The sequence below is a fragment of the Actinobacillus ureae ATCC 25976 genome (assembly GCF_000188255.1).
GTDB lineage: Bacteria > Pseudomonadota > Gammaproteobacteria > Enterobacterales > Pasteurellaceae > Actinobacillus > Actinobacillus ureae.
Genome location: NZ_GL831080.1, coordinates 1,439,211 through 1,461,196 on the forward strand (window position 1 = coordinate 1,439,211; position 21,986 = coordinate 1,461,196).

A 21,986-nucleotide genomic window follows, 5' to 3' on the forward strand; every position below is an offset into this window, starting at 1 on the left:
TTTGCAAATTTAACCGCTATCTGACCTTACCCAAAAATTCGCTGCCAAATTTGCGCTACAAAAGCACGCTCTTCGACAAACTCGTCTGGGCTCACCACACTTGGGCTACGCAACAAATTCAAATGGTGAATACGGTTGCGAATCGCCGTATAGCAATGTTTCAGCCTTTCACCGTCAGCGAAAGACAAAATGCCGCATTCCACCGCTGAATCAAAAATACGAACATTATCCGACCAAACCGCCATTTGCGGATACTGGTGAGCATATTCCAACACTAAACACTGTGCGATAAATTCAATGTCGGTAATACCGCCTTTATCTTTTTTCAGATCAAAATGGGCGTTATCACTATGGCTTAAATGTTGATACATTTTATAACGCATTTCATAAATTTCTTGCCGTAATTGACCGCTTGTTCGAGGCATTGCTAAGGTTGCTCGGCGAATCTGTTCAAAGGCTTGCGACAGTTCTTGCGAACCATAAACACAACGAGTACGTACTAACGCTTGTGATTCCCATGTCCACGCCTCGTTTTGCTGATAAGTCTCATAGGCGCTCACCGTGCTGACTAATAAACCTGCTTCGCCTGATGGTCGCAAACGCATATCCACTTCATAAAGCACGCCGGCACTGGTATTTAAGTTAAAAATCGAATTAATTTTTTGCGCTAATTTTAAGTAAAACTGGTGGCTGGAAATCGACTTTCTTGCGCCGGTCGTTTCGCTATCTTGCGGTGCGTTATGCAAAAAGACTAAATCTAAATCCGAATTATAGCCAAGCTCAATGCCGCCTAATTTCCCATAAGCAATCACGGCAAAGCCTTGTTCCGTATCGGTTAAATGATCCGGCACACCAAAACGCTGCGATAAGGATTTCCACGCCATATTCACTACCGCACCGATAATCGCTTCCGCTAAATAAGTAAGGTGATCGCTGATTTTCATCACCGGTAATACGCCTAAAATATCCGCTGCCGCAATATGCAAAATTTGGCTCTGTTTAAATTGACGTAGGGCATCAATCAATGCCTCTTCATCTTCTTCCGGAATCCGAATTAAATAGTCATTCAATGCGGTTTTATACTGTTCTAATGCCAACACTTGCGTAAGACTGTTTTGAATAATGAGTTCGTCCAATAACATCGGATAACGAGCAATTTGCTCGGCAATCATAATCGATTGACTGCACAAGGTAATCAGAAGCGGTAGGATTTGTTCTCTTTCTTGCAAAAGCTCCAAATAAGTGGTTCGCAAGGTAATTTTATCTACGATATTAAGCAGACGAGGCAATACCACTAAATAATCTTCTCTGTTGCACACCATATCTAAAATTTTAGGCATTAACTTGCGCAGTACATTCCGACCTCGTACACCAATCGTGCGTTTCACCCAATCCTGAAACGTGCTGGAAAGCTGTCTAAAAATATCGTTGTAATCACTTTGACTAACCGGATAATCTACCAAAACTGCCGCTAAATCTTCTTCGCTGATTTGATAATGTAAAATATCCTGCCAAACCGCTAATTTTTCATTAAGCGGTGACTCTTCATCATCCTCTTCTTCGCCGATAATCTGATTAAATACTGCTCGCACATTGTGCTGGTGTTGTTCCAGTATCTGTAAAAAATCTTGCCAATTATGAATGTTGTATTCCACCACAAGCGGTTGATTTTCCGCATTTTTTTGCAAATAAGATTGGCAAGCAAACATAACTCTTGCTCGATCTTGCTCATCGGTCGGTAACGTTTGCGTTTGCTTATCATTAATCGCTTGCAGCACGTTTTCGACCTGACGATGGAATATATAAGCATCATATAATTGCTGAGTTTGCTGTTCGGTGAGCAATTTTAATTCGGCAAGGCGAGGCAACACTCGCAATAAACTGCGTTCTTGAAGAATTTTATCTCTGCCGCCACGTACCATTTGGAAAGTTTGCACAATAAATTCAATCTCTCGAATACCACATGCACCTAATTTAATATTATCGGTTAAATTACGGCGAACTACTTCTCGGCTGATTTTCTGCTTCATCTCACGCAACGATTGAATCGCGCTGAAATCCAAATAACGGCGATACATAAACGGACGTAATATTTGGCGCAAATAACGATGGTTAATATTCTGCGGATCTTCGCCTAAAATTTTGGCTTTGATCATCGCATAGCGTTCCCAATCTCGCCCTTGTTCCTGATAGTAATCTTCCATTGCGGTAAAACTTAGCACTAACGCTCCGCTGTCGCCGAACGGACGCAAACGCATATCGGTACGATACACAAAGCCGTCTAATGTAATTTCATCTAACGCTTTAATTAAACGCTGTCCCAAACGAATAAAGAATTTACTATTCTCAATCGGTTTACGCCCGCCGACAGTTTCGCCCGCATCCGGATAAGTAAAAATCAAATCAATATCTGAGGAAAAATTCAGTTCTCGTCCACCTAATTTTCCCATCCCTAAAATCAGCAATTCTTGCTGTTCGCCCAGCGAGTTCATCGGCGTACCATATTCTTCACAACAACGCTGAAACAACCAATCTCTTGCGCCGATAATTATCGTCTCCGCCAAATCGGATAAATGCTCGAACACAAACTCTACGCTGGCAAGTTTATTCGATTGCAGAAAACTGAGCGCCGCCATTTCACGGTGACGAAATAAACGTAGTTCCTGCGATAACTGTGCTTCATCTTTTACCTGCCCTAAAATGGTAGCTAAACGCTCTGCATAATTGCCAGCATTTGCAACAGAAGGATATTCCACTAACCATGTTTGCAAGAATTGCGGTTGCTTTTGTAGCGTCTGCTTCACAAAATTCGACATTCCAATGGCAATAGCAAGCGGTCGGATTTTGTCAGAATTTTGCAAATAAGATTCCGCCACGAGTTCGGAAAGATCGGTTTGAGCAAACATATATGCCTCTTTCAAAAATTGGACGAGAAAAAGGCACAAACGAAATCGCTTGTGCCTATTGAGAAAATGAGATTAAAACACTTTTTTAAATGGTTTGATGATTACATCACCGTAAACGCCAGCTTCTACATAAGGATCTTCAGAAGCCCATACTTGCGCATCCGCTAATGACGCAAATTCAGCAATCACTGTCGAACCTGTTACGCCAGTGCCGTCTTCGGTTGGATTTGGGCCTGCCGTTAATAAACGTCCTTCAACTTGTAATTTTTCTAAACGAGCTAAGTGAGCAGGGCGAACTTCCATACGCTTTTCTAATGTGTTTGGGTTATCTTGTGCAAAGATTACGTAGTACATATAACTTCCTCCGGTTATTATTTTTTAGTTTGCTTCATTAATGAGGCGCTGTTCCAAAATTGCTAACGCTTCATCTAATTCTGGGTTATTTTCTCGTGGAATCGCACGAGATTTACCTTCTTTATCTACTGCAACATAAGTAAATAAAGCTTCTGTTACTCGGAAACGTTCTCGGGCACCTTCATAAACCTGCTTAATAAACACTTCCACTTTCACTTGCATTGAAGAACGGCCTACTTTAACGAGAGTACCGTAGCAACACACAACATCACCAACCGAAATCGGAAGGTGAAAAATCATTTTATCTACCGTTACCGTAACTACTCTGCCTTTAGCCAACTCTTTAGCAAGAATCGCCCCACCTAAGTCCATTTGTGACATAATCCAGCCACCGAAAATATCACCGTTTGCATTCGTATCGGAAGGCATCGCTAAGGTTCTTAAAATCAGTTTTCCTTCCGGCTCTCTGTCATAAGGTTTATTTTTGCTCATTGGTACTCTCCAAGTTTTTAAGGTGAGGATAAAGATAAGCGCCGGTTGCAATTGCAGCAGCTAAACTCAACCCCGTAAATCCGAACGTTTTAAATGTTGCCCATGCATCATCAGAAAAATAATGACTGATCACGATATTCAGCAGCATACAAATAATGAAAAACACTGCCCAACCTAAATTAAGATTATTCCAAACTTGCGTAGGTAACGTGAGTTCTTTACCTAATAGCATCTGAATAATCGGTTTTTTAAACACAAATTGGCTGACTAATAATACAGCGGCAAACAGACCATTAATGATGGTGACTTTCCATTTCAAGAAATTTAAGTCATTGAAATAAGCGGTCAAGATCCCGAAGAAAACCACCGAAATTCCCATAATCCACTGTGATTTTTCTATTTTCTTATAAAGCACTTGTAATGCAATCAATTGAACGACCGTTGCGATCACCAATGTTATTGCAGCTTGCTGCACACCATATAATTTATAAACCGCAAAAAACAAAATTAGCGGGATAAACTCAAGTAATTGTTTCATATTGCCTTACCCTTCTATTGACGATACGCTTGATAAAAACGGAAGCTAAATGCAGTGATGAATAAGGAAAAAAATGAACTGATAAACACAGTTAGCACAAGTCCAGTCACATTATCCCCTAAACGACTCACAAATGACATTAAGATTTGAGGGACAAAATAAGCAATCACACAGAACAGTACTAACGCAATGCCCTTACCTCGGCTTAGTTGCCACGTAAAACGGATTGTATCTCCTACACTTGGTAGCTCTTCTACTAAATAAGCATAAACCGATAAACACAATTTAATAAATAAAAATGCGCCGCTAATAATTAACGGAAAAGCCAACAAGACTAAACCATTTCCAGTTTGTGCACCAAACACTTGAAAAGCCATACCAACTGAGAGGGGCAGAACCATAATAATATTTAACAAAATTACTGGGAATAACTTGGTAAGTGTAGTTGATAGGTTCTGAAAAAAATGACTAAAATTAGCATTGTTAATCGCTTTAATATTTAAAATTAACAATGTTGTAATAAAAATATTGGCTACGCCCATAAATAATAATGGAAATAAATCAGCCAAAGTCATCGTTGCACTTTGAGCTTGAGCATTTCCCGTACGAGGCATAAGAAATAAACTTGCCAGCTGTAAAATACAAAACAAGAGCATTGCATAAAGAGAAAACGTACGTTGATTACGGATAAAATTCCAGCTATCTTGTAATAAGTCAGGAAATTTAATTGGCATTTATCGTTCCTTCTAACAGGTGTAAAAAATTGTTGTAAAGTATAGCAACAGTTCGCCGTTACTGCATTAAAATCTGTGCGTTTTCGATGGATAAAACTTATGCTATGCTGTTTCTATCATTTTTTTGTACACAGTTATCATTATGAATGCAACATTTCAAGCGGGTCAACGTTACCTTAACACTTATCCGAATCAAAAAAAGCTAAGGTTGTTTATGCCGGATTATCGGTTAATCCGATTAGTGAAATTAGCCGCTCGCTTTATGCCTGCTTTTGCTTGTTTTGCTATTTTATGGCAATACTTTTTTGCTGATCCGAGCCAATCTATTCTCGCTAATGCAATTATCACTTCATTATTTGCATTAAGCTTGCCGTATCAAGGCTTATATTGGTTAGGAAAACGTGCGGCTTCTCCATTACCACTTTCACTATTAGGCTGGTATCAAGAATTAAAACAAAAACTGATTAATGAAAATAAAAAAGTCGAAGACCAAGCGATGCCCTCTTATCAAGATTTTGCCAACTTATTGCAACTTGCCGAACAAACGTGGGGCAATGAATATTTTGATAAGCTTTAAAATTACAAAAAAATGCTAAAATTAGACCGCCTGTTTGCTGATAGAGAGTTATCTATCGACAAAAACATCAAATGAAATGCTTGTAAAAAATACTGAAGGCTTTAGTATTGCGGACTTCATTTTTTATCTCATATACCGAACCGAACATTTACTTAAAAATTCACAATTATGAATCAAGATACTCAATCAACGAATACTCAACTAGAAAAAAAGATTGCCTATAATTTCAATAAATTACAAAAACGTTTACGCCGCAATGTCGGTAATGCAATTGCCGATTTTAATATGATTGAAGACGGCGATAAAGTGATGGTTTGCCTATCCGGCGGCAAAGACAGCTATACATTACTGGATATTCTGCTCAACCTCAAACTAAGCGCACCGATTCACTTCGATATTGTGGCGGTAAATTTAGATCAAAAACAACCGGGCTTTCCAGAACACATTTTGCCTGAATATCTAAAATCTATCGGTGTTGAATACAAAATTGTCGAAGAAAATACATACGGCATCGTAAAAGAGAAAATTCCGGAAGGTAAAACGACTTGTTCACTTTGCTCACGTTTACGTCGCGGTATTTTATATCGTACAGCAACCGAACTCGGTGCAACGAAAATTGCGCTTGGTCACCACCGTGACGATATGCTGGAAACCTTATTCTTAAATATGTTTTACGGCGGTAAATTAAAATCTATGCCACCAAAACTTATTTCGGACGATGGTAAACAAATCGTGATTCGTCCGTTAGCGTACTGCAAAGAAAAAGATATCGAAAAATATTCGCAAGCCAAACAGTTCCCGATTATTCCGTGTAACCTATGTGGCTCTCAGCCGAATTTACAACGCCAAGTTGTAAAAGAAATGCTCCAAACTTGGGATCGTCAATACCCCGGACGAATTGAAACGATGTTTAGTGCAATGCAGAACATCACACTCTCTCATCTTTGTGATCCGAGCCTGTTTGATTTTAAAGGGTTAAAACGTGGTCAAATATTAGAAGGTGTGGAAGGCGATATTGCTTTTGATAAAGCGGAAATTCCAAATCAACCGTTAATTCAGGATGAAGACGAGCAAGCTGATTATAATGAAAACGGTATGATTCAATTTAAAGAAGTTCAATAAAAAACAAAGAGCAAACTTTTACGTTTGCTCTTTTCGTTTTTAAGCAGCAACTAATTTACGTCTCGTTAGGTTTTTATAAATACCCATTGCAGAGATTGAAATCCAGAAAATTTCAATCACAAACGAACCTAAATTAAAATGCACACACAAGCTCAGAATAAGTAACACTGCGCCAATGCCGTTTAAAATATTATGCGACAATGAAGTTGGCTTCCAGCGTTCACTTACTACAAACCAAAATGCCAATACGACACACGCCATACCAATAAAACCAACGATATGTGCTGACGTATTCACTATTTCGAGCTGAGATGCGTTAAGCGCACCAAGATTCAACATACCACTCATTTTTCCTCCGTTATTATTGAATTTGCAAAGGCAAATTCCCCTACATTTTTTAGAGAGGGAAACGGAGTATACCCCAGTTTCTGTATGTATAAAATGAAAAATTAGCCTCTTAAACCGCTATTATTCTGCTAGTTTTCACACAATAAAGCCCAAGATATTTTTGGTAATCGTTTGCTCTCCTTTAGCTACGCTAATATGTCTTTTTCAGAAATTTTCTGTTCTTTATTTACCCTATTTATAGAATTAATTCAACCGACCATTTTTTAGTCAATCATCCATTCCACCGCCCCAAAAATTGGTATTTTTTAATCGATTTTCTCTATTAAAATAGACGAATTAGTCGTTTTGTTTATCAAGGCGACCGTTAGTGCTTATAAGGAAAAATCAATTTTATTCATTCTGTAAAAAAATACTCGACAAGTCTATTTTTTACGTTACATTAAAAGACTATTTCCAATTTATTACAAAAAAGGTAAAACACAATGTTCTCTAACGAAGTTGTTATCTCAATTATCGTATTACTTGCTTTGAGTTTACTCAGAATTAACGTAGTAATTGCGCTAATTATTGCTGCCCTTACCTGTGGCGTTATCGGTTTCTATGGTGTTGATGGTATGAGCCTCTTCGAAGCACTCACCAAGACTATCGAAAAATTTACCGGTGGTTTAGGCGGCGGTGCAGAAACGGCAATGAATTATGCGGTTCTTGGTGCATTCGCTGTAGCGCTTTCTAAATCCGGCGTAACCGATTTACTCGCTTATAAAGTGATTTCCGCTTTTGGCAAACAACCGTCCGGTCGCTCGATATTTTGGTTTAAATACATCGTGTTATTTGTGTTAACTGCATTTGCAATGTCATCACAAAACTTAATTCCGATTCATATTGCCTTTATTCCAATTTTATTACCGCCATTATTAAGCGTAATGAATCAATTAAAAATTGACCGTCGTGCAGTAGCGTGCGCATTAACTTTTGGTTTAACTGCAACCTATATGCTAATTCCAGCAGGTTTCGGACAAATTTTTATTGAAAGTATTCTCGTTAAAAATATCAACCAAACCGGTCAAACATTCAATTTAGTTGCCACCACATCAGAAATGACTAAAGCAATGGCAATTCCTGTATCAGGTATGATTTTAGGCTTACTATTTGCCTTTTTTGTTTCTTACCGTAAGCCTCGTACTTATGTAGAAAATGTAAAAGAACCGACCGCTGATGAAGTTGCTGCCCGCGTAGCAAAAGTAAAACCATTCCATATCGGTGTAAGTATTGTTGCTATTATCGCAACTTGTTCGGTGCAATTAGCTACTAACTCAACTGTCATGGGCGGTTTAGTCGGCTTAATTATTTTTGCATTAGGCGGTGTATTTAAACTAAAACAAACCAATGATTTATTCCAAGACGGTTTACGTTTAATGGCGATGATTGGTTTCGTGATGATTGCCGCATCCGGCTTCGCAAGTGTAGTAAACGCAACCGGTGGAGTACCTGAATTAGTTGAAGCATTACGAGGTTCGATTCAAAGTAAAGAAATGGTTGCGTTATTGATGTTAATTGTCGGTTTATTTATTACGATGGGCATCGGCTCATCATTCTCAACTGTGCCGATTATTACCTCTATTTACGTGCCATTATGTGTATCATTCGGTTTTTCTCCATTAGCGACTATGGCTATCGTAGGTGTAGCAGCCGCTTTAGGTGACGCAGGTTCTCCGGCATCTGATTCAACATTAGGTCCAACATCAGGTTTAAATGCTGATGGGAAACATGATCATATCTGGGATTCTGTTGTGCCAACCTTCTTACACTTTAATATTCCGTTACTAGTGTTCGGTTGGATTGCTGCAATGACGCTCTAATTTTTACTTACGCCACGGGTAATGCAAATTTTTGCGAAAAAAATGACCGCTTGTTTGCCTTATCCGTGGTTTCTATTTGGATTTTATTTATGAAGTTTATTTCGTTTAATATTAATGGGTTACGTGCCCGCCCACACCAGCTAGAAGCGCTGATTGAAAAGCATCAGCCGGATGTTATTGGTTTACAAGAAATCAAAGTGGCTGATGAAGATTTCCCTTGGGATTTAGTCAATCATTTAGGCTATCATGTGTTTCATCACGGGCAAAAAGGACACTACGGTGTGGCGCTTTTAACCAAAAAAGAACCGCTTGCCGTGCGTAAAGGTTTCCCAACCGATGATGCTGATGCACAAAAGCGTATGATTATGGCGGATATTGAAACAGAATTTGGTGTACTTACCGTGTTAAACGGCTATTTCCCGCAAGGTGAAAATCGTGCGCATGAAACCAAATTCCCAGCAAAAGAAAAATTTTACGCAGATTTACAGCATTATTTAGAAACTGAACTGACTCCGGAAAATCCGATTGTGATTATGGGTGATATGAATATTAGCCCGACCGATTTAGATATCGGTATCGGTGAGCCAAACCGCAAACGTTGGTTGCGCGACGGTAAATGTTCATTCCTACCGGAAGAACGTGAATGGTTAGATCGTTTATATAACTATGGTTTAGTCGATACATTCCGTGTAATGAACCCACAAGCTAACGACAAATTCTCGTGGTTTGATTATCGTTCGAAAGGATTTGATGATAATCGAGGCCTACGAATCGACTTAGTGTTAGCCTCAAAAGGCCTCGCGGGACATTGTGTTGAAACAGGGATTGATTTAGAAATCCGTGCAATGGAAAAACCATCCGATCACGCACCGGTTTGGGCGGTATTTAAATAAAAAAACAAGCGGTTAAAATTTAGGAAGAAATTTGCAAAAAATTCTTAAAATTTAACCGCTTGTTGTTTTTAGTCTTTCGGTAACAATTCCCAAAATGCTTTAATAATCGGTTCTTGTAACCTTTTCTCTTGTACACAAATTCCTAGCTCAAACGGCGATATCGGTTTAGGCAATTTCAAATAAGAAATTTGATTATTCATCGGACTGTGTTTGATGACTACATCGGGTAACAATGCCACACCACAGCCTAACGCAACCATCGGCACAATCGCTTCATGCCCTGCAACTGTTGCATAAATCTTCGGTTCTTTAATTTTTAATTCTTTAAACCAACGATCAATTCGCTTTCGAACCGGCCCGTCAACCGGCAAAATAAACGGAATATTTTGCCAGTCTATCGGTTGTTGCTGCAAACATTGTGTTGCTGCACATGCCACCCGTGGCGCAATAACCGAAAGATGAATATCATCAATATAATGAAACACAATACTGTTCGGCAGATGCTCCGGCTTACCGGTTAAGGAAATATCCGCTTCAAAAGAATGCACCGTATGCACCGCTTGAGCCGGGTCGCCAGTACTCAGCTTAATCTCTACCTTCGGATGTGCCTGACGAAAATGCTCCAAAATTTGCGGTAAATGGCTATAAGCCGCCGTTACCGAACAGAACACTTTTAATTCGCCTTCTAACTGACCTTGTATCGGTGAAAGCTGATGCTGTAATTGTTGCCAATCAGACCAACTTTGTTTCGCAAATACTAAAAACTTTTCACCCGCTTCCGTTAAGCGAACTTGTCGGTTATCCCGTATAAATAACGGCTGCCCTAGCTCTTCTTCAATCCGCTGAATATGGCGCGTCAATGTAGACGCACTCATATAATTATTTTCAGCCGAACGAATAAAACTTCGGGTTTGCGCAATATCTAAAAACAGTTTAAGGGATTGGAATTCCATTTAGTTTAACCATTCTGGTTTTATCTGATTAAAATCAAGATCATTCACACTTTGCTTAAAGTGTAAAACATAAGTTTCTGCCTTATTATTCGGATGCCAATGAATAAAATTCTGTTCATCCGAACTATAAAAACCAATAATTTTCTTAGATAAACCCGAGGCAATATGTACTGTTGAAGTATCCGGCGAAATCAATATGTCCGAATGATAAATCAGTTCAATCGTATCGAACACAGTTTGCGTGTTTTCATAAACAAAGACATTCTCAAGCTGAGCGGCAATCTGCTTCAATTTAGGTGTCACTTCAGGAAATGTGAGTAAAAGGATGGGCTTTGTGCTAACCTTGCACAGGTAAGTCACTAATTCCATCATTTTCTCATCACTAAAACGGCGAGCTGATCCTGCACCAAATAAATTCAGCGTAATAAAATGCTCAAGCTGATTTTCTGATAAATAATCTTGTACAGCTTTCACACTCTTTTCATCTCTCGGTATATCATACTGGATATCAATATTGGTAAAACCGGCAAGTTCCAGTGCCTGTTTATAGATCTCAGCAAAATGTTGCTGTTCATTCTGTACGTTTAACGTAAAAAGCTTATAGTCTGATTTATCATATCCGATATACATTTTGGCATTGATCGTGCGTAAAAAAAGTAGATCCCGATTACGTAATGTGACAGTAGGATCAATAACAACATCATATTGTTCTTTTGCCAGTTGCTTACCGCAGGCTAAATAATCACCAATATTTTTGGTGCGTACAAAATACAATTGGTCAATATAAGGGCTATGCTCAAATAAATAAGCATTATTACGAGAGCAAACCACCCCGATATGCGTTGCCGGCGATTGTTTTTTTATCTCCCGAAATACAAATGAACTGACGATGTAATCCCCAATTTTCCCATCTTGGCGAAGAAATAAGATTTTTTTGGGAATCGCTTCTAAAGTATTCGATGCTACTTTTTTATCTAGCAACAATTTGCCTAATGCCAATCTAATTCTTCTTAACATTGCTTTCATATTCATTTTTACATACCATACGACTATTTCAATAGCTTATACGGAACATATTATAGAGATGAAATCTTTAGTTATAAAACTTTTTGGTACAAAAAGACTCAAAAATGAATTCAATTTTAACGATATCAACTCAATTTTACTTAAACCTATCGGCGATGCTGTTGGTGATGCAATCGTACACACCTTACATCTAAGACAAATTAAAGAAGCTAACCCACATATCAAAATAGGTGTTTTAGTTACTGAGCGTAATAAGCTAATCTATAAAAATGCTGGATTTATTGACGTTATTTTGGAAGATAATTTTCAGACTTATATTCAGGAAAGGAAGAAATGGGATCTATATCTTGATTTTATGCCTTCATTTACAACTAAAAGTATTATTTTAGATTGGAGTTTATCTCCCAAATTTATTGTAAATTTCGGCAAAGAGCCTAAAAAACATTATCATCTAAATAGTGTGAGAAACTATGACTTTTCGGTTAAGGTGCCCCAATATACTCATATAAAGAATTACTTAAATTATTCCATATTAAAAAACAACCTTAAATCTGATATTTCTTATACCGTACCATTTAATATGGAACATTCCGAAAAAGTAGAAAAATTTTGGAATAAGAATAAATCAATAAGGGTCTTATTGAATCCACAAGGTAGCAAAAGTGAAATTCCTCCACAAGAGTTGAAAATATTACTTGAACAGGTTCCTTCTTCTTACCTTGAGAAGATTGATTTTTTAGTAACAAATACTAATGGCGCTAAAGATTATATTGAACGTTTAAATTTCGATGTAGTATTAAGTCCTAAAACGAATATTTTAGAATACTTTGCTTTCGTAAATTCTGCGGATATTGTAATTTCTGTAGACGGCGGAGGCATTCATGTAGCTTGTGCTTGTGCGAAACCATTGCTAGCGTTCTACGCTAATAGCCCTAAACTAACAAATATGTGGGCACCAGTTGTTAAGAATGGTGTAGATTCTCTAATATTAACTGGTAAAAATATATCTAATAGTGCGAGCGATACTTATGATTTTGATATGGGATCAGCATCTATATGGTTAAATGAACAACTTAAAAAACGAGTATAAAAAAGCTCCCTTTTTATTAAAGGGAGCCTCATTCTATTCAAATTTAATCATATTATTAAGCCGTTCTTGCTCACTTCTCTTTTTCTCTTTCATTCGCTTCCATTTTGTGAGCAATTTATAAATCATATATATTATCCCTTTATTTTCCTGTTTTTTATTATTATTTTCTATTCTTCTTCTATCATATTCCAATTGACTTATTAAGGTCGATTTTTTCTTATTTAACTTATCTTCTTGTATGCAAATTGCAGGCTCTAATTGATAAATATGTAAGTTATTATTTCTAATTAAATCACCAAATAAATATTTATCAATAGCTTTTATAGATTTACCATCTAAGCTTTTGAAATAATCCAGTAAAAATACGGCTGCTTTTCTTGATAAAATATAACCAGCCATACCAAACTCCTCTGAATCAAGTAAAGAAAACTTTCTTTCTAAAACGTTTTCAACCTCTGAACCTACTCTTTTTACAGCGATGCAAGAAGTTTCTAGCCTAATAATTAAATTATCATTTAGAGCAAAACGCTCTTCTAACCAATCATAACTAGAAAAAAGTTTATCAGCATTCTTACCTAAGATAACATCATCTTCAAAAATAGCCATATAATTATTTTTACTATTAGCTAATTTCTCCCATAATGCCATATGGCTCATAAAACAGGCTTTTTCACCTTCTGATAAATTCGCAACCTTTAAACCAGGAAGTGTTGTTGCAATATACTGCTCTAACAATACTGATGGCTGTAAAGCATCAAAAAATTGAAATGGAATATTTCGTTTAGAAAATTCATTATTAATATGACTTCTTCTAACATTGGCATTAACCAAGCTAATCACAAAATTTATATTCATTAATATCATTACCTCAAATAGGTCTTTTATATACAACAAAACCCCGCAAATGCGGGGTTTTATCAATAATTCGGAAATTATTTTGTGCCTGGAATTGAGAAACGTTTGTTGAAACGTTCAACACGACCACCAGTATCAACAACACGTTGTTTACCAGTATAGAATGGGTGGCAGTTGCCGCACACATCAAGATTTAAGTTTTTACCCACTGTTGAGCGAGTTTTGATTACGTTACCGCATGAACATGTTGCAGTAATTTCTGTATATTCTGGGTGAATACCTTGTTTCATTGGAAAACCTCTAATGAAGCCATATCGCCACTTATCTTGTTATACATACGTATATCCGCTGATAAGTACCATATGTGAATAAATAATATGCCGAGCATCTGCTCGACGCCAAAAAGAGTGCGTATTCTATGGTATTTAGTCATTAAGATCAATACTCAGCCTTACCAATTAACATAATTTTCCACAAAATATCCCCATTATGTAACTTAATCAAAACAAATCATTTTCAATCAACTTTTTCTCATATTTTGTGAAGAAGATCACAGATTTCTCTAGAGATTTTTTGAGTATTACTTCAAAAATAGTGTAGAATTAATCTCATTAACTAAATCTATCTATTTATAGAGTTTTTGTCACTTTCTTGTCTAGGAGTAAACACATGGCAGAACGTAAAGTATTAGCGAATGCAATTCGCTTCTTAAGTATGGATGCAGTACAAAAAGCTAACTCTGGTCACCCGGGTGCCCCAATGGGTATGGCAGATATCGCTGAGGTATTATGGCGCGACTTTTTAAAGCACAATCCAACCAATCCTAAATTGGCTGATCGCGACCGTTTCGTACTTTCAAACGGCCATGGTTCAATGTTAATTTATAGCTTATTACACTTAACAGGCTATGATCTTTCAATTGAAGATTTAAAACAATTCCGTCAATTACATTCTAAAACCCCAGGTCACCCAGAATATGGTTATGCTCCAGGCGTTGAAACCACTACTGGTCCATTAGGTCAAGGTATCACCAATGCTGTAGGTATGGCGATTGCAGAAAAAACATTAGCCGCACAATTTAACCGTGAAGGCCACCAAATTGTTGACCACTACACTTATGCATTCTTAGGTGACGGCTGTTTAATGGAAGGTATTTCGCATGAAGCCTGTTCATTAGCCGGTACTTTAGGTTTAGGTAAATTAATCGCTTTCTACGATGACAATAATATTTCAATCGATGGTCATGTAGACGGTTGGTTCTCTGATGACACCGCACAACGCTTTGAAGCTTATGGCTGGCAAGTTATCCGAAATGTAGACGGTCATGATGCGGAACAAATCAAATTTGCGATTGAAAATGCAAAAGCGGAAACAGATCGCCCAACATTAATCATCTGTAAAACTATCATCGGTTACGGCTCTCCAAACAAATCGGCATCACACGACTGCCACGGAGCACCACTTGGTAACGATGAAATTGCGTTAACACGCCAAGCGCTTAATTGGGAATATGCACCATTTGAAATTCCGGCAGAAATCTATGCAGATTGGGATGCTAAAGCACAAGGTGCGGTAGTAGAAAAAGAATGGAATGCTAAATTTGCAGCTTATGAAGCGGCACACCCTGAATTAGCGGCAGAATTTAAACGCCGTATGGCTGGCGATTTACCAGCGAACTGGGAAGCGGAAAGCAAAGCATTTATCGAAAAATTACAAGCTAACCCTGCAGCGATCGCAAGCCGTAAAGCATCACAAAATGCAATTGAAGCTTATGCACATATCTTACCTGAATTCTTAGGTGGTTCTGCAGACTTAGCAAGTTCTAACTTAACTTTATGGTCTGGTTCAAAACCAATCCGTGCAGATCATAACGTGGATGGTAACTACATTAACTATGGTGTGCGTGAATTCGGTATGTCTGCAATTATGAACGGTATTGCATTACACGGTGGTTTTATTCCTTACGGTGCAACCTTCTTAATGTTCTATGAATATGCGCACAACGCAGTTCGTATGGCAGCATTAATGAAACAACGTTCATTATTCGTGTATACACACGATTCTATCGGCTTAGGCGAAGACGGTCCAACTCACCAACCAGTGGAACAAACCGCATCATTACGTTTCATTCCGAACTTAGAAACATGGCGTCCAGCTGATCAAGTAGAATCAGCGGTAGCGTGGAAAACAGCGGTTGAACGTAAAGACGGCCCAAGTGCATTAATTTTCACTCGTCAAAACCTTACTCAACAAGAACGTACTGCTGAACAATTAGCAAATGTAGCACGTGGTGGTTATATCTTACGTGAATGCTGTGAAAAAGGCGGTTGCCCAGATTTAATTCTTATCGCAACAGGTTCCGAAGTTGATTTAGCAATGAAAGCGGCTGATGTATTAGCAGCAGAAGGTACAAAAGTACGTGTGGTTTCAATGCCAAGCACAAATGTGTTTGATAAACAAGATGAAGCATATCGTGAATCTGTGTTACCACGTTCAGTAACAAAACGTGTAGCTATCGAAGCACAATTATCTGACTTCTGGTATAAATACGTTGGCTTTGAAGGTCGTATCGTAGGTATGAATAGCTTCGGTGAATCTGCACCGGCTGATCAGTTATTCAAACTATTCGGCTTCACGGTTGAGAATGTTGTAGCGAAAGCGAAAGAAATTTTATAATTTCACTTAAAAATACAAAAGGCGAGAATAATCTTCTCGCCTTTTTTCTATTAATAAATAAGCGGTCAAATTTGCAAAATTTTTTACCAAAATAACCGCTTATCTCTTATAACTGTTCTGCTTGTTCTAAAATTTTTTGCTGTTCTAGAGCAAGTTTTTCCAAACGACGTTGCTCACGGCGCTGTTCATCCTCTGCTTCCCAAACATCATAAGCCTGTACAATCTTCGCCACCACCGGATGACGGACAATATCATGGCTATCAAAATAATTAAAACTTAAATCAGGCACATCTTTCAACACTTCCATTGCGTGTTTTAAACCTGACTTTTGGCTACGAGGTAAATCTACTTGCGTAACATCCCCTGTAATTACCGCTTTTGAATTAAAACCAATACGAGTTAAGAACATTTTCATCTGCTCCGTCGTAGTATTTTGGCTTTCATCTAAAATAATAAACGCATCGTTTAAGGTACGCCCACGCATATAAGCAAGAGGCGCAATCTCAATCACATTACGTTCCATTAATTTTTGTGCTTTTTCAAAACCTAACATTTCAAATAAAGCATCGTATAAAGGCCTTAAATACGGCTCAATTTTTTGCCCAAGATCGCCGGGTAAAAAACCGAGTTTTTCACCTGCCTCAACTGCCGGACGAGTTAATAAAATTCGGCGAATCTCTTGACGTTCAAGCGATTCTACTGCGGCAGCAACGGCAAGAAATGTTTTTCCTGTGCCAGCTGGTCCAATACCGAAACTAATATCGTAACTAAGAATATTTCTTAAATAAGCTTGCTGATGTTCACCTCTCGGCTTAATCACACCTCGCTTCGTTTTGATTGAAATCTCTCCTTGTCCTCCAACATTCCATTGATTTTGAAGTAACATTCGGCTTTCTTGAATAGCTAAATGAATATCTTCCAAATCCAATTCTTTGATTTTACCTTTAATTGGTGCGGTATCAATGTAAAGCTGTTTTAAGAGCTTTGCCGCATTTTGGATTAATGTCACCGAATAATGGTTCTCGTCATCGGCTTGAATCGAAAAAGAGAAACCGCTACGAGCAATAGTGAGATTAAAACTTTTCTCAATTAAAGTTAAATGTTCATCAAACGCGCCACAAAGCGATTGCAAGCGTGCATTGTCTTGAGGTTCTAAAGTTAAGAGAATTTCGTTCAAAATATATCCTATTTTAGTTCACCAAAATTTTCTGGGATACTTTGTAAAAGTTTGCCCCAAATTTCGCTACTTGATTGACGATTTTGAGCCATTGCATTAGCTGCTTTCTCCGCATCTTTCTCTACACAAGCTTTTAATAATTCTCGGTAAAAAGCAAGAGTAAGTTGACGACAAACCGGATCTGCAAAGAAAATGCTCGCAACTTGGTGGTACATTCCTTTAAAACTGTTTAAAATCAAGGCGTACACAGGTTTATTTGCCGAAAAAGTAAACTGTCTAAATAATGTATAGTCAAATTTGGCAAATGCTTCAGCCGAATCTTGTAAGGAATCTAATTGTGCAAAATACTGAACACATTCTTCTGGATTTAATTTGACGGCTTCGGGGATATAAAACTCTGCCATACGGGTACGTAATGAAACCACGTTAGCAATAATGACGGGTAAATACGATTTGTCTAATTTAATAATCGTACTAATAATATTTGGACCTGCTGTTTCCCAAACATCATTCACACGAGTCGGTTTACCATGTTGAATGTGTAACCAGCCGTCACGGGCTAATCGTTGTAACACTTCTCGTAACGTTGTACGAGTCACCCCGATACGGTCTGCAAGCTCTCGCTCCGCCGGTAAATCTGTTCCTGCAGGGAATTTATTATCCCAAATACTTCTAACTATATATTCTTCTGCAAGAGCAGCTGGACTCTGAGCTTTTAAAATATAAGATCTGTCCATCATGTTTATGCCCCCATAACATAATTTGCGAAAATGGCGCAAAAATAAAGAAACGATTCTTATCCAAAATCAAAAAACACCCACAGAAATATGGAATAAGTGCTATTATCCTTTAATCTAAACTAGATTACAATTAGCTTATATTTTTTTATTTACAAGGAGAACTTTAAATGCATAGCTCGAATGCTATATTTAAAAGCTTTTTAGGTAAAGCGCCGGAATGGTATAAATTAGCTATTTTGGCTTTTTTAGTTATTAATCCTCTTGTCTTTTTCTTTATTAGCCCTTTTGTTGCCGGATGGGTATTAGTTGCCGAGTTTATTTTTACTTTGTCAATGGCGCTAAAATGTTATCCGCTTCAGCCCGGAGGTTTATTAGCGATTGAGGCAGTTATTATCGGCATGACCAGTCCTCACCATGTAAAAGAAGAAATAATGGCAAACTTTGACGTTATTTTATTGTTAATGTTTATGGTTGCCGGCATTTATTTTATGAAGCAATTGTTATTATATGTTTTTACTAAATTACTTATTGCTATTCATTCTAAAAAAGTTCTTTCTCTTGCTTTCTGTCTTAGCGCAACTTTTTTATCTGCATTCTTAGATGCGTTAACGGTTATTGCCGTTATCATTAGTGTTGGTACCGGCTTCTATGGTGTTTACCATAAAGTGGCTTCAGGTAATAGCTTTGAGGATTCTACAGATATTACTAATGACGAAAAAATCGTTACCAATAAACAAATTCTCGAACAATTCCGAGCATTTTTGCGTAGTCTGTTGATGCATGCGGCTGTAGGTAGTGCATTAGGTGGCGTAATGACAATGGTAGGTGAGCCACAGAACTTAATCATTGCAGGTCAAGCCGAATGGGGCTTTGTTGAATTCTTCTTACGTGTTGCACCGGTAAGCTTACCTGTCTTACTTTTCGGTGTCATCACGTGTTTATCATTAGAACACTTTAAATTATTCGGTTACGGTGAGCGTTTACCACGTCGTGTATGGGGTGTTCTCGCACGTTATAATTTATTAAAAGAACAACGTATGACCCAGCAAGACCGTGTAAAAATGGGCATTCAAGCGCTTACCGGTATTTGGTTAATTATCGGGCTTGCATTCCATCTTGCTGATGTTGGTATCATTGGTTTAACGATTATCATCATTTGTACGGCATTCTGTGGCATCATAGATGAACACGTAATCGGTCGTTCATTCCAAGAACCAATGCCGTTTACTGCGTTAATCGTAGTATTCTTTACTGTGGTTGCGGTAATTGTGGATCTTAAATTATTTGAACCGATTATCCAATTCGTACTCTCTGCGGATGCACATTCTCAATTAGCCTTGTTCTATGTATTTAACGGTTTACTTTCTATGGTATCCGATAATGTATTCGTAGGAACGGTTTATATTAACGAAGCAAAAAATGCGCTAACCTCAGGCATTATTGGTCGTGAACAATTCGACTTAATTGCGGTGGCAATTAATACCGGTACGAACTTACCTTCTGTTGCGACACCGAATGGACAAGCAGCATTCTTATTCTTGCTCACTTCACCGTTTGCGCCGTTAATCCGACTCTCATACGGCAGAATGTTGTATATGACATTACCTTATACTATCGTATTGTCGATTGTCGGTTTCTTCACATTGGAATATTTACTTCCTCCGTTTACAGAAATCATGACAAATTGGGGCTGGATTATCAGTCGCTAAACGCTAAAAAATCTCCCTACTTTTAGGGAGATTTTTTACGAAAGCTGAGTAAAATCAGGTACAATGCATATATAATTCAAACTAAAGGAACTCTTATGCTCAGCTATTTCAAACAACTATCATTAAATCGCACAGCATGGCTATTACTTGCTTTTATTGCATTTGCTCTCGAAGCAACTGGTATTTATTTCCAATACGGAATGGAATTAGTTCCTTGTGTCATGTGTGTCTATGAACGTCTTGCGATTTTAGGACTTATCATTGCCGGTTTACTTGCTTCTATCTCCCCTCGCTTTTTTCTTACTCGCTGGCTTGCTTTATTCATTTGGGGCTTCAGTGCCTTTAAAGGGCTTGCATTAGCAGTCAAACACCATGATTATCAAGCAAATCCTTCTCCTTGGAATCAATGTGAGTTTAAACCAGAATTTCCACAAACAATGCCGTTTGATCAATGGTTCCCAAGTATTTTTGCACCTGGCCCGGTAAATTGTAGTGAGAAACAATGGGAAATGCTTGGCTTAGGCATGCCGGAATGGCTTATCGTTGCCTTCGCAATGTTCGCACTTGCTTTTGTTATCGTACTCATCAGCCAATTCAAACGTGCCAAACCACAATATCGTAGCGTATTCAGATAACCTTACAAGCGGTCGAATTTTTGCAAAATTTTGCAGAAATCAGACCGCTTTCTTATAACTACAATAAGGAAACACAATGTCAAATTTCTCTCAACTGGAAACCAAATTTGTCCATGCCGGACGTAAATCTCGTTATACCCAAGGTTCTGTCAATCCTGTCGTTCAACGCGCCTCTTCTTTAGTGTTTGACTCAGTTGCACAAAAAAAGAATGCCACTCGCAATCGCTATAAAGGTGAATTATTTTACGGCAGACGAGGCACGCTTACCCATTTCGCTCTCCAAGATGCAATGTGTGAATTAGAAGGTGGAACAGGCTGTTACCTTTATCCGTGTGGCGCGGCAGCCGTAACCAATTCCATTTTGGCTTTTGTTGCTCAAGGTGATCACGTATTAATGACTGGGGCAGCTTATGAGCCGACCCAAGATTTTTGTAACGTTATCTTAAAAAATATCGGGGTAAGTACCACTTATTACGATCCGCTCATCGGTGAAGGGATTCAAGCCTTAATTCAGCCGAATACTAAAGTTCTATTTTTAGAATCGCCAAGCTCACTAACAATGGAAGTGCCGGATATTCCGACTTTGGTTCGAGTCGCTCGTGAAGTCAATCCAGATATCGTGATTATGATCGATAATACTTGGGCGGGCGGTGTACTTTTCCCGGCACTTGAATTCGGAATTGATATTTCGATTCAAGCCGGCACTAAATATTTGGTCGGTCACTCTGATGTGATGATTGGCACAGCCGTATCTAATGCGCGTTGTTGGGATCAGCTTCGTGAACGTTCATATTTGATGGGGCAAATGGTTGATGCGGATTCCGCTTATACCACAGCACGAGGGTTACGCACGCTCGGTATTCGTTTGAGAGAACACCAAGAACGTTCAATTCAAGTGGCGCAATGGCTGGCACAGCGTCCGGAAGTGAAAGCAGTCTTCCACCCTGTGTTACCAAGCTGCCCGGGGCACGAATTTTTCAAACGAGATTTTAAAGGGGCAAGCGGTCTGTTTTCATTCGAACTTAACCAAAAGTTAAACGATAAACAATTAGCCCACTTTTTAGATCATTTCGAATTATTTACCATGGCATATTCTTGGGGCGGTTTTGAATCACTGATTTTAGCTAACCAACCGGAAGAAATTACTCGCATCCGCTCGGCGATCGAAAGAAAACTCAACGGTACACTGATTCGCATTCACGTTGGTTTAGAAGCGGTTGAAGATCTGATTGCCGATTTAGAAAAAGGCTTTGAGCGTTTAAAATAAGTGTGACAAGCGGTCAAATTTACAGAAAAATTTGC

Annotated in this window: 21 protein-coding genes; 9 read left to right on the forward strand and 12 right to left on the reverse strand. The window is 38.3% G+C overall.

The window, feature by feature from the left end; genetic code table 11:
* Positions 1–26: 26 nt before the first annotated feature.
* The 5 genes from glnE to HMPREF0027_RS06770 all read right to left on the reverse strand — a co-directional run bounded on the left by glnE (position 27) and on the right by HMPREF0027_RS06770 (position 5,024).
* A complete protein-coding gene (glnE, locus tag HMPREF0027_RS06750; RefSeq protein WP_005623381.1) occupies positions 27–2,906 on the reverse strand; it encodes a bifunctional [glutamate--ammonia ligase]-adenylyl-L-tyrosine phosphorylase/[glutamate--ammonia-ligase] adenylyltransferase in 2,880 nt (959 codons plus the stop codon).
* 72 nt (positions 2,907–2,978) lie between these two features.
* Positions 2,979–3,260 (reverse strand): YciI family protein, encoded by a 282-nt coding sequence (locus HMPREF0027_RS06755; RefSeq protein WP_005623382.1) that lies wholly within the window; start codon positions 3,258–3,260, stop codon positions 2,979–2,981.
* A 24-nt stretch (positions 3,261–3,284) separates the two neighbouring features.
* On the reverse strand, positions 3,285–3,752 hold the full coding sequence (yciA, locus tag HMPREF0027_RS06760) for an acyl-CoA thioester hydrolase YciA (RefSeq protein WP_005623383.1): 468 nt from the start codon (positions 3,750–3,752) through the stop codon (positions 3,285–3,287).
* Positions 3,739–4,290, reverse strand: coding sequence for a septation protein A (locus tag HMPREF0027_RS06765; RefSeq protein ID WP_005623384.1), 552 nt, complete (start codon positions 4,288–4,290; stop codon positions 3,739–3,741). The genes yciA and HMPREF0027_RS06765 overlap by 14 nt, the downstream gene beginning before the upstream one ends.
* Positions 4,291–4,304: 14 nt before the next feature.
* The gene (locus tag HMPREF0027_RS06770) at positions 4,305–5,024 is read right to left on the reverse strand and encodes a hypothetical protein (protein ID WP_005623385.1); all 720 of its coding nucleotides are present in this window, start codon (positions 5,022–5,024) and stop codon (positions 4,305–4,307) included.
* A gap of 142 nt (positions 5,025–5,166) precedes the next feature.
* Between HMPREF0027_RS06770 and yfbV the strand changes: the two genes are divergently transcribed.
* Positions 5,167–5,601, forward strand: coding sequence for a terminus macrodomain insulation protein YfbV (yfbV, locus tag HMPREF0027_RS06775; protein ID WP_005623387.1), 435 nt, complete (start codon positions 5,167–5,169; stop codon positions 5,599–5,601).
* 168 nt (positions 5,602–5,769) lie between these two features.
* Complete coding sequence (gene ttcA / locus HMPREF0027_RS06780) at positions 5,770–6,723, forward strand: tRNA 2-thiocytidine(32) synthetase TtcA (protein WP_005623389.1); 954 nt, start codon at positions 5,770–5,772, stop codon at positions 6,721–6,723.
* A 39-nt stretch (positions 6,724–6,762) separates the two neighbouring features.
* On the opposite strand, the gene HMPREF0027_RS06785 is transcribed toward ttcA, so the two are convergent.
* Complete coding sequence (locus HMPREF0027_RS06785) at positions 6,763–7,071, reverse strand: CBU_0592 family membrane protein (RefSeq protein ID WP_005623391.1); 309 nt, start codon at positions 7,069–7,071, stop codon at positions 6,763–6,765.
* A 482-nt stretch (positions 7,072–7,553) separates the two neighbouring features.
* Between HMPREF0027_RS06785 and HMPREF0027_RS06790 the strand changes: the two genes are divergently transcribed.
* Positions 7,554–8,930, forward strand: coding sequence for a Na+/H+ antiporter family protein (locus HMPREF0027_RS06790; RefSeq protein ID WP_005623393.1), 1,377 nt, complete (start codon positions 7,554–7,556; stop codon positions 8,928–8,930).
* Between the two features lie 89 nt (positions 8,931–9,019).
* The gene (gene xthA / locus HMPREF0027_RS06795) at positions 9,020–9,823 is read left to right on the forward strand and encodes an exodeoxyribonuclease III (RefSeq protein WP_044024344.1); all 804 of its coding nucleotides are present in this window, start codon (positions 9,020–9,022) and stop codon (positions 9,821–9,823) included.
* Between the two features lie 68 nt (positions 9,824–9,891).
* Here xthA and ilvY read toward each other — a convergent pair whose 3' ends face one another.
* Together ilvY and HMPREF0027_RS06805 are read right to left on the reverse strand one after the other, a co-directional pair.
* Positions 9,892–10,776 (reverse strand): HTH-type transcriptional activator IlvY, encoded by an 885-nt coding sequence (gene ilvY / locus HMPREF0027_RS06800; RefSeq protein WP_005623398.1) that lies wholly within the window; start codon positions 10,774–10,776, stop codon positions 9,892–9,894.
* A complete protein-coding gene (locus tag HMPREF0027_RS06805; RefSeq protein ID WP_005623400.1) occupies positions 10,777–11,808 on the reverse strand; it encodes a glycosyltransferase family 9 protein in 1,032 nt (343 codons plus the stop codon). It abuts the gene before it with no gap.
* A 52-nt stretch (positions 11,809–11,860) separates the two neighbouring features.
* Here HMPREF0027_RS06805 and HMPREF0027_RS06810 point away from each other — a divergent pair, with 52 nt between their 5' ends.
* Positions 11,861–12,892, forward strand: a complete 1,032-nt coding sequence (locus HMPREF0027_RS06810; protein ID WP_005623402.1) for a glycosyltransferase family 9 protein — start codon at positions 11,861–11,863, stop codon at positions 12,890–12,892.
* Between the two features lie 33 nt (positions 12,893–12,925).
* Here the strand turns inward: HMPREF0027_RS06810 and HMPREF0027_RS06815 are convergent, their stop codons facing one another.
* Both HMPREF0027_RS06815 and rpmE read right to left on the reverse strand, forming a co-directional pair.
* A complete protein-coding gene (locus HMPREF0027_RS06815; RefSeq protein WP_044024345.1) occupies positions 12,926–13,747 on the reverse strand; it encodes a glycosyltransferase family 25 protein in 822 nt (273 codons plus the stop codon).
* Positions 13,748–13,824: 77 nt separating this feature from the next.
* The gene (rpmE, locus tag HMPREF0027_RS06820) at positions 13,825–14,037 is read right to left on the reverse strand and encodes a 50S ribosomal protein L31 (RefSeq protein ID WP_005623406.1); all 213 of its coding nucleotides are present in this window, start codon (positions 14,035–14,037) and stop codon (positions 13,825–13,827) included.
* A 379-nt stretch (positions 14,038–14,416) separates the two neighbouring features.
* Between rpmE and tkt the strand changes: the two genes are divergently transcribed.
* Positions 14,417–16,423, forward strand: a complete 2,007-nt coding sequence (gene tkt / locus HMPREF0027_RS06825; protein ID WP_005623407.1) for a transketolase — start codon at positions 14,417–14,419, stop codon at positions 16,421–16,423.
* A gap of 106 nt (positions 16,424–16,529) precedes the next feature.
* Here the strand turns inward: tkt and HMPREF0027_RS06830 are convergent, their stop codons facing one another.
* Positions 16,530–17,600, reverse strand: a complete 1,071-nt coding sequence (locus HMPREF0027_RS06830; RefSeq protein ID WP_005623409.1) for a PhoH family protein — start codon at positions 17,598–17,600, stop codon at positions 16,530–16,532.
* Between the two features lie 8 nt (positions 17,601–17,608).
* Positions 17,609–18,337 carry a fatty acid metabolism transcriptional regulator FadR gene (gene fadR, locus HMPREF0027_RS06835; protein ID WP_044024459.1) on the reverse strand — a complete coding sequence of 243 codons (729 nt, stop codon included), beginning with the start codon at positions 18,335–18,337 and terminating at the stop codon, positions 17,609–17,611.
* 170 nt (positions 18,338–18,507) lie between these two features.
* On the opposite strand from fadR, the gene nhaB reads away from it, so the two are divergent.
* From nhaB to metC, 3 genes are all read left to right on the forward strand, one after another.
* A complete protein-coding gene (gene nhaB / locus HMPREF0027_RS06840; protein ID WP_005623413.1) occupies positions 18,508–20,049 on the forward strand; it encodes a sodium/proton antiporter NhaB in 1,542 nt (513 codons plus the stop codon).
* 95 nt (positions 20,050–20,144) lie between these two features.
* Positions 20,145–20,684 (forward strand): disulfide bond formation protein DsbB, encoded by a 540-nt coding sequence (gene dsbB / locus HMPREF0027_RS06845; RefSeq protein ID WP_005623415.1) that lies wholly within the window; start codon positions 20,145–20,147, stop codon positions 20,682–20,684.
* 76 nt (positions 20,685–20,760) lie between these two features.
* Complete coding sequence (gene metC, locus HMPREF0027_RS06850; protein ID WP_005623417.1) at positions 20,761–21,951, forward strand: cystathionine beta-lyase; 1,191 nt, start codon at positions 20,761–20,763, stop codon at positions 21,949–21,951.
* The last annotated feature ends 35 nt before the right edge of the window (positions 21,952–21,986 follow it).

Excerpts from the sequence above, each read along its gene's own strand:
- yciA (WP_005623383.1), bottom strand. The coding sequence starts at position 3,752 with ATGAGCAAAAATAAACCTTATGACAGAGAGCCGGAAGGAAAACTGATT.
- dsbB (WP_005623415.1), top strand. The coding sequence starts at position 20,145 with ATGCTCAGCTATTTCAAACAACTATCATTAAATCGCACAGCATGGCTA.
- HMPREF0027_RS06765 (WP_005623384.1), bottom strand. The coding sequence starts at position 4,290 with ATGAAACAATTACTTGAGTTTATCCCGCTAATTTTGTTTTTTGCGGTT.
- glnE (WP_005623381.1), bottom strand. The coding sequence starts at position 2,906 with ATGTTTGCTCAAACCGATCTTTCCGAACTCGTGGCGGAATCTTATTTG.
- ttcA (WP_005623389.1), top strand. The coding sequence starts at position 5,770 with ATGAATCAAGATACTCAATCAACGAATACTCAACTAGAAAAAAAGATT.
- tkt (WP_005623407.1), top strand. The coding sequence starts at position 14,417 with ATGGCAGAACGTAAAGTATTAGCGAATGCAATTCGCTTCTTAAGTATG.
- fadR (WP_044024459.1), bottom strand. The coding sequence starts at position 18,337 with ATGGACAGATCTTATATTTTAAAAGCTCAGAGTCCAGCTGCTCTTGCA.
- yfbV (WP_005623387.1), top strand. The coding sequence starts at position 5,167 with ATGAATGCAACATTTCAAGCGGGTCAACGTTACCTTAACACTTATCCG.
- HMPREF0027_RS06770 (WP_005623385.1), bottom strand. The coding sequence starts at position 5,024 with ATGCCAATTAAATTTCCTGACTTATTACAAGATAGCTGGAATTTTATC.
- HMPREF0027_RS06815 (WP_044024345.1), bottom strand. The coding sequence starts at position 13,747 with ATGAATATAAATTTTGTGATTAGCTTGGTTAATGCCAATGTTAGAAGA.
- HMPREF0027_RS06810 (WP_005623402.1), top strand. The coding sequence starts at position 11,861 with ATGAAATCTTTAGTTATAAAACTTTTTGGTACAAAAAGACTCAAAAAT.
- xthA (WP_044024344.1), top strand. The coding sequence starts at position 9,020 with ATGAAGTTTATTTCGTTTAATATTAATGGGTTACGTGCCCGCCCACAC.
- ilvY (WP_005623398.1), bottom strand. The coding sequence starts at position 10,776 with ATGGAATTCCAATCCCTTAAACTGTTTTTAGATATTGCGCAAACCCGA.
- HMPREF0027_RS06755 (WP_005623382.1), bottom strand. The coding sequence starts at position 3,260 with ATGTACTACGTAATCTTTGCACAAGATAACCCAAACACATTAGAAAAG.
- HMPREF0027_RS06805 (WP_005623400.1), bottom strand. The coding sequence starts at position 11,808 with ATGAATATGAAAGCAATGTTAAGAAGAATTAGATTGGCATTAGGCAAA.
- HMPREF0027_RS06790 (WP_005623393.1), top strand. The coding sequence starts at position 7,554 with ATGTTCTCTAACGAAGTTGTTATCTCAATTATCGTATTACTTGCTTTG.
- nhaB (WP_005623413.1), top strand. The coding sequence starts at position 18,508 with ATGCATAGCTCGAATGCTATATTTAAAAGCTTTTTAGGTAAAGCGCCG.
- metC (WP_005623417.1), top strand. The coding sequence starts at position 20,761 with ATGTCAAATTTCTCTCAACTGGAAACCAAATTTGTCCATGCCGGACGT.
- rpmE (WP_005623406.1), bottom strand. The coding sequence starts at position 14,037 with ATGAAACAAGGTATTCACCCAGAATATACAGAAATTACTGCAACATGT.
- HMPREF0027_RS06785 (WP_005623391.1), bottom strand. The coding sequence starts at position 7,071 with ATGAGTGGTATGTTGAATCTTGGTGCGCTTAACGCATCTCAGCTCGAA.